At 70.5% G+C, this 6,771-nt stretch carries 2 protein-coding genes and 1 pseudogene; all 3 read left to right on the forward strand.

Features of this window, described 5'->3' with window-relative positions; translation table 11 throughout:
- Window positions 1-98 precede the first annotated feature (98 nt).
- Window positions 99-1,187 (forward strand): redox-regulated ATPase YchF, encoded by a 1,089-nt coding sequence (gene ychF, locus GL263_RS18500; RefSeq protein WP_182856837.1) that lies wholly within the window; start codon window positions 99-101, stop codon window positions 1,185-1,187.
- 436 nt (window positions 1,188-1,623) lie between these two features.
- Entirely contained in the window at window positions 1,624-6,330 is a 4,707-nt protein-coding gene (pglW, locus tag GL263_RS18505; RefSeq protein WP_182856838.1) for a BREX system serine/threonine kinase PglW, read from the forward strand.
- A pseudogene (locus GL263_RS18510) lies at window positions 6,327-6,771 on the forward strand (BREX-2 system adenine-specific DNA-methyltransferase PglX); the annotation flags it as partial. The gene pglW and the pseudogene GL263_RS18510, both read left to right, overlap by 4 nt.

A 6,771-nucleotide genomic window follows, 5' to 3' on the forward strand; every position in this document is an offset into this window, starting at 1 on the left:
CCGGTCGTCGGTCGCCGGACCGCGCCCGTAGACTGGTGGACTGGCCCGCACCCGCCGGCCGCCCCGCCCAGTCCTCATCGCTTACGGGAAGTCGCCACGTGTCGCTCACGATCGGAATCGTCGGCCTGCCCAACGTCGGCAAGTCGACCCTGTTCAACGCCCTGACCAAGAACGACGTCCTGGCGGCCAACTACCCGTTCGCCACCATCGAGCCGAACGTCGGCGTGGTCGGCGTCCCCGACCCCCGCCTCGCCAAGCTCGCCGAGATCTTCGGCTCCGAGCGCGTGCTGCCCGCCACCGTCGACTTCGTCGACATCGCGGGCATCGTGCGGGGCGCCAGCGAGGGCGAGGGCCTGGGCAACAAGTTCCTGGCGAACATCCGCGAGTCCGACGCGATCTGCCAGGTCATCCGCGCCTTCGAGGACGAGAACGTCGTACACGTCGACGGCCGCGTCTCCCCGAAGGACGACATCGAGACGATCAACACCGAGCTGATCCTCGCCGACCTCCAGACCATCGAGAAGGTCCTGCCCCGGCTGGAGAAGGAAGCCCGGATCAAGAAGGACAAGCAGGCCCAGGTCAAGGCCGTGCAGGAGGCGCAGGCCATCCTGGAGGACGGCCGCACCCTCTTCTCCGCCGGCATCGCCCAGGGCACCGAGCGCGCCGAGCCCCTGCACGAGCTGCACCTCCTCACCACCAAGCCGTTCCTCTACGTCTTCAACGTCGACGAGGACGAGCTGACCGACGAGGCGTTCAAGGACGAGCAGCGCGCGCTGGTCGCCCCCGCCGAGGCCATCTTCCTCAACGCCAAGCTGGAGGCCGACCTGGCCGAGCTGGACGAGGACGAGGCGCTGGAGCTGCTCCAGTCCGTCGGCCAGGACGAGCCCGGTCTCGCCACCCTCGCCCGCGTCGGCTTCAACACCCTCGGCCTCCAGACGTACCTCACCGCGGGCCCCAAGGAGTCCCGCGCCTGGACGATCCCGAAGGGCGCCACCGCCCCGGAGGCCGCCGGCGTCATCCACACCGACTTCCAGCGCGGCTTCATCAAGGCCGAGGTCATCTCCTTCGACGACCTCGTCGAGGCCGGCTCCGTCGCCGAGGTCCGCGCCAAGGGCAAGGCCCGCATGGAGGGCAAGGACTACGTCATGCAGGACGGCGACGTGGTCGAGTTTCGCTTCAACGTATAGCGAGCGACTTACCACCACATCGCTGTTCTGGCAAACATGCAGTTCAGGAGGGGTTCGACTCTTTGGAGTCGGACCCCTTGGTTTCCCGTGCTGGGATGGTGCCGGGGTAGTTGACCCCCGTCACCTCTCATCACTCCTGCTCATCCCTACCGTGCTGGGCTTGTGCTGGGATGGAGAACTGATCGTGGTGCCTGGCTACGGCGGCGTGGAAGGCGGCGAGTGCTTTGAGGCTGTGGTCGTACTCGGCGCCGTCCATGTGTGCGGTTCGAAAAGCCACTGCCTCGAGCCTGACCTGCGTGGGGTGGATCTCCGTCGTGCTGCATGCAGCCCCTTACCCACGTATTTGCAGCCCGCCGAAGTGGGCGTGAGGGATACGATGTCACGCGGTCGCCGGCGTGATCGCGCTATGGCGGGGCGGCGAAGTTAGCGAGGGGCGATGGAGAAGGACCGGTGGACGACCGTCACCGAGTCTGAATACGGGCACGAGAAGCGGGGCCTGGAGTCGATCCGCAAGCAGCTCCCCGGCGGCAAGCCGTGGCGAGCCTGGTCGAACTTCACCTTCACTGCCAATTCGGGCCATCCTCGCGAATGTGACCTCCTCGTTGTCGCTCCCGGCGGTGTATGGCTGGTCGAGCTCAAGGACTGGGTCGGACGCCTCTCGGCTCCGTACGGCACCTGGGTGCAGACGAAGGGGAACGGCGAAGAGGTCGACCACGGCAACCCGCTGCACCTGCTGAACAAGAAGGCTGCTCAGCTGTCGGGGCTGCTGGAGCGGGCGGCCGGGCCCAAGGCCCCCAAGGTGTGGATCCGGGAAGTCGTCTGCTTCACCAATCCCAAGCTGCGCGTGGAGCTGCCGCAGCACGAGCGGCAGAACGTGTTCACCATCGCCGAGCTGGTCAAGGAGCTGAACCGGCCGCCACGTGACGAACGGTTCAAGATCAACGAGGGTCGTTCGGACAACATCGCCAAGTGGCTGAAGAAGGCCGGTATCCGTCCGAGCGAGGCCGAGAAATGGGTCGGCGCCTACCGCCTCGACAAGGAGATCGCCTCCGGCCCGACCTGGGTGGACTACGTCGGCCACCACAAGGAGCTGTACGAGACCGTCCGCGTGCGCGTCTACCTGCGCGAGCGGGGCTCGACCGACGAGGCGCGCGAGTCCGTGGAGCGGGCGGCGCGTCGCGAGGCGGCCGTGCTCAGCCGCTTCAAGCACCCGGGGGCCGCGAAGTACAAGACCTTCGAACCGGCGGGCCACCCCGCCGGGCCCGCCCTGCTCTTCGAGCACGACATGCGGGCGATGCGCCTGGACGAGTACATCCGCCGCCACGGGGACGCGCTCACGATCCAGGCCCGCCTGGGACTGGTGCGGCAGCTGGCCGAGACGATCCGTTCGGCGCACGCCGGCCTGCTCCATCACCGGGCCCTCGCCGCCCGTTCGATCGACGTGATTCCGGGCCCGCGCAAGCCCGGCGAGGAAGAGGCGTGGCTCCGTCCGCGTCTGGAGATCGCCGACTGGCAGGTGGCCAGCGCCCGCAGCTTCGGTTCGAGCAGCGGGGCGCGCGCTGCCGCGGCCCTCGCCCCGACGGCGCTGTCCGCCACGCACGTGGCCGAGGGAGCTGGGCCGTATCTGGCGCCGGAGCTGACCGCCACCCGGCCCGACCCGGTCCTGCTGGACGTGTACGGCCTGGGCACGCTCGCCTATCTGCTGGTCACCGGCCGCCCTCCGGCATCCAGCCAGGCCGAGGTCCTGGCGATGCTGCGCGACGGCGATGGCCTGACGCCGTCGGCCGTGGTCGACGGCCTGACGGACGACGTCGACCTGCTGGTGCACGCTGCCACGGCCTACAAGCCCTACCAGCGGATGTCCTCCGTCGACGAGTTCCTCGAACTCCTCACCGACGCCGAGGAGTCGGTGGGCATCCGGCATGTGCAGTCGGCCGAGCCCACGCCCCCCGCCGCCGCGGCCGGACCTGCCGAGGCCCAGGCCGAGCCCGAGCCGCAGGAAGAGCCCGATCCGCTGGAGGCCGAGCCCGGCGACGTACTGGGCGGCGGTCGCTGGCAGGTCCGCCGGCGCCTCGGCACGGGCTCCACCTCGCGGGCCTTCCTGGTCCGGGATCTGCGCGCGGAGGAGTTCCGGACCCGGCCGCTCGCCGTCCTCAAGGTGGCCGTCGCGGACCGCAGCGCGTCCATCCTCGACGGCGAGGCGCAGGTGATGCGCCGGATGCGCGCCGACTCCCGCGTGATCAACCTGGTTGTGGACGAGCCGCTGCGGCTGGGCGAGCGCACCGTGCTCGCCGTCGAGTACGTCGGCGACGAGAAGGCGGAACTCGCCGACGACGATGGCGCGACCGGCAAGATCCGCGCCCGCGAGGAGACCCTCGCCCGCTGGCTCCGCGAGCTCGGCGCCATGGGCACGGAGTCCCTGGAGAAGTACGGCGACCAGCTCTTCGGCGCCGTCGACTTCCTCCATGGCGAGGGCGTGTGGCACCGGGACATCAAGCCCGACAACATCGCCATCCGCAAGCGCCCCAACGGCACCCGCGAACTGGTCCTGATCGACTTCTCCCTCGCCTCCTACCCGGCCAGCGAGACCGGGGTCGGCACTCGGGGGTACATGGACCCCTTCGTCGGCGGCCCGGTGAACAGGCGGGCGGTCTACGACGACCAGGCCGAGTGGTACGCCCTCGCGGTCACTCTGCACCAGATGGCCTCCGGCGAGCTGCCCCGCTGGGGAGACGGCTCGGTCACACCCGAGATGACCGACCCCGACGAGATGCTGCACCCGGAGATCGCCAAGGACGCGTTCGACGACCCGGTACGCAAGGGCCTGTGGCGGTTCTTCCGCAAGGCCCTGCACCGGGACGCCGGTAAGCGGTTCGCCACGCTCAAGGACATGCACGACGCGTGGAAGAAGGTCTTCCTTGACGCGTCCCAGCAGGCCGTGCCCTCGTCGCACGACAAGGGACACGGACTCGACGAGGCGGTTGACTCCGAGGCCGTGCGCGACGAGCGGGCCGCCGCCGCCCAGCTCGACACCCACCTCTCCCTGTCGGGCCTGACCGCCGCCGCCGAGTCGTTCCTGTACGGCCTGGGGATCACCGACGTCGGGCAGCTGCTGGACCGCAGCGAGCGCGATCTGATCAATAAGCCGGGCCTGGGTGCCAAGACCCTCGCCGACATCCAGCGCCGTGTCCGGGAATGGCGGCGCCGTCTGCGCGCCGCGGACCTCAACCCGCTCACCGGGGAGGGCCGCAAGGCGGCCAAGGCCGAACTGGACGCGGCCAAGGCCGAGTCGGGCCTGGAACGCAAGCTCAGCGACCACCTGGGCCTGGCTTCGGGCGACCGTTCCGCCCTGCGGCGGGTCTCCCTCGACGCGCTCGCCACCCGTCTGGTGCCCGAGCTGGTGCCCGGCCAGCGGGGCCCGGTGAGCAGCAACGAAACCCGGGTCGCCGTGGCCCGCGCGCTGCTGCGCCTGCCCGACGACGACGGGCGGCTGCCGCACCTGCCCGGCTGGCCCACACAGACGGACGTGGCCAAGTTCCTCGACATGACCCAGGGCGGGGTCAACCCGCACATCCTGGGCCTGCGGGAGAAGTGGCGTGAGGAGCAGGTCCTGCGGGAGCTGCGCGTCGAGGTCCTGGAGATCCTGGAGCAGTCCGGCCGCCTGGCCTCCGCCGGCGAGATCGCCGATGCGTTGATCCTGCGCCGCGGCACCGACCTGCCCGAGCTGTACCAGCGCCGCGCCCTCGCCCTGGCCGCCGTAAGAGCCGTCGTGGAGATGGAGGAACGCGGCGCCACCCCGGCCTTCCTGCACCGCATGAGCCGCCAGGCCACCGACGACGCCCTGCGCCCCGGCCTGCTCGCCCTGCACGCCCGCGAGGGCATCGACAGCCCTGACACGCCGTCCGCGCCCGGACTGCTCGACTACGCGATCAGGCTGGGCAGGCGCGCTGACCGGCTCGTCCGGGCCGAGACCCTGCCGACGGCCGCGGCCGTGCTGGCCGACCTGACCAGGGTGGAGCCGCCTGAGGGCACCCTGGACTGGGACGAGCGGAGGATGGTCGACATCGCCGCGGCGGCCTCACAGGATGCGGCGGTCTCCTCCCGCCTGGAGCTTTATCCGCGCTGCCTCGGCCTGGTGCGGGCACTGCGCCTCACCCAGGCCGGCATCGTCAAGATCATCCCCGGGTTGCCGGACGACGAGCAGCCGGGCCTGACGGTGGCCGCCGTACACGAGCGGGTCCGCTCCCGCTTCCCCGAACTGCGGACGGGGGAGGGCGAGGACGGACGCGGACTCCCCGCGGACGCCCCCCTCACCGAGGCTCTGCGCGAGGCGGGCTTCCCGCTCGTCCTGCGCACCCACAAGGACGGTCGGCACCAGCGTTACCTCCCGGAGGGCCTGGAGAACGCCAGCCACTTCCGCTCCGGGCTGGACGGCACGTCCACCGGAACCGCCTCCGCCGCCGCCTGGTCGGAGGACGCTGACCTCGCGGCGAGGGCCCGCGCCGAGGACCGCCTGCTGGCCGCGGGACGGGGCGACGGCTACCGCTTGCTGACAGTCCGCAGTGGCCTGGCCGAGCGGGCGGTGCGTCACTTGACGGACGCGCGGTTCGGCGGCGGAGCGGTCGCGGTCTCGGCCACCGCGCTGTTCCTGCGGCACCTTCACGACGAGCAGGAGACGAAGGCGGCCGCGAACGCGAAGGGGCTGCCGCGCTGGGAGACGCTCCTCAAGGCCGACGCTGCGGAGGCGGGGTCCACGGCAGCCGTGAACTTCGCCCGTTTCGTGCGGAACGCATGCGACCGCATGCGGGAGGAGATCAGCGCGTTGCTGTGCCAGGGCGAGGATCCGCGCCCGCTGCTGCTGACGGACGCGGCTGTCTTCGCCCGCTACGAGTACGTCGGCGGGTTGGACGAACTCGCCCGGCAGGCGCGGGAGGGTGAGGCCAAGCGGCCCTTGTGGCTGCTGGTTCCGCAGGCCGATCCTGGTCGCGCACCGGTCCTGGGGAGGGCCGTGGGGCCCGATGGCGTATGGGACGTGTACGCCGCCTACCAGGAGCCGCTGGGGGAGTGGATCCCGTTGCCGGAGTCGTGGGTTCGGCAACCGCACCGCGCACAGACCGAAAGCATTGAGGAGAACGCCCGATGATCGACCGCAAGGCCCTGCTGGACGACCTCAAGCCGCAGGTCGCCGCAGCCAAGAAGGACCTTGAGCGGCAGGTCGACGAGCGTCCCGAGGTGAGTGAGCGGTACGGGATCGAATACCAGCAGGCTCGTGAGCTCGGCCGTACGGCGGCGTCAAGGAAGGTCTGGCTCGACGAGCAGCTCACGCAGGTGGCCGTGGCGTGGGTGCTGGCCACCGTGTTCGTACGGTTCTGTGAGGACAACAGGCTGATCGACGAGCCGTACCTGACGTCGCCGGACATCGACCGGCGGGAGCTGGCGCAGGCGCGGTACGACGAGTACAAGTCGATGGCGGACGACCCCACTTGGCGGGGCTGGCTCTTCAAGGCGTTCGATGAGATCGGGGCCGGGCAGGCGGGGCGGCTCCTCTTCGACGAGCGTCACAATCCGCTGTACCAGGTGCCGC

Origin of the sequence: Streptomyces durbertensis (assembly GCF_014156695.1) — a bacterium.
In the GTDB taxonomy this organism is placed as follows: domain Bacteria; phylum Actinomycetota; class Actinomycetes; order Streptomycetales; family Streptomycetaceae; genus Streptomyces; species Streptomyces durbertensis.

Coding starts and splice junctions, on each gene's coding strand:
- pglW (WP_182856838.1), top strand. CDS start 1,624: ATGGAGAAGGACCGGTGGACGACCGTCACCGAGTCTGAATACGGGCAC.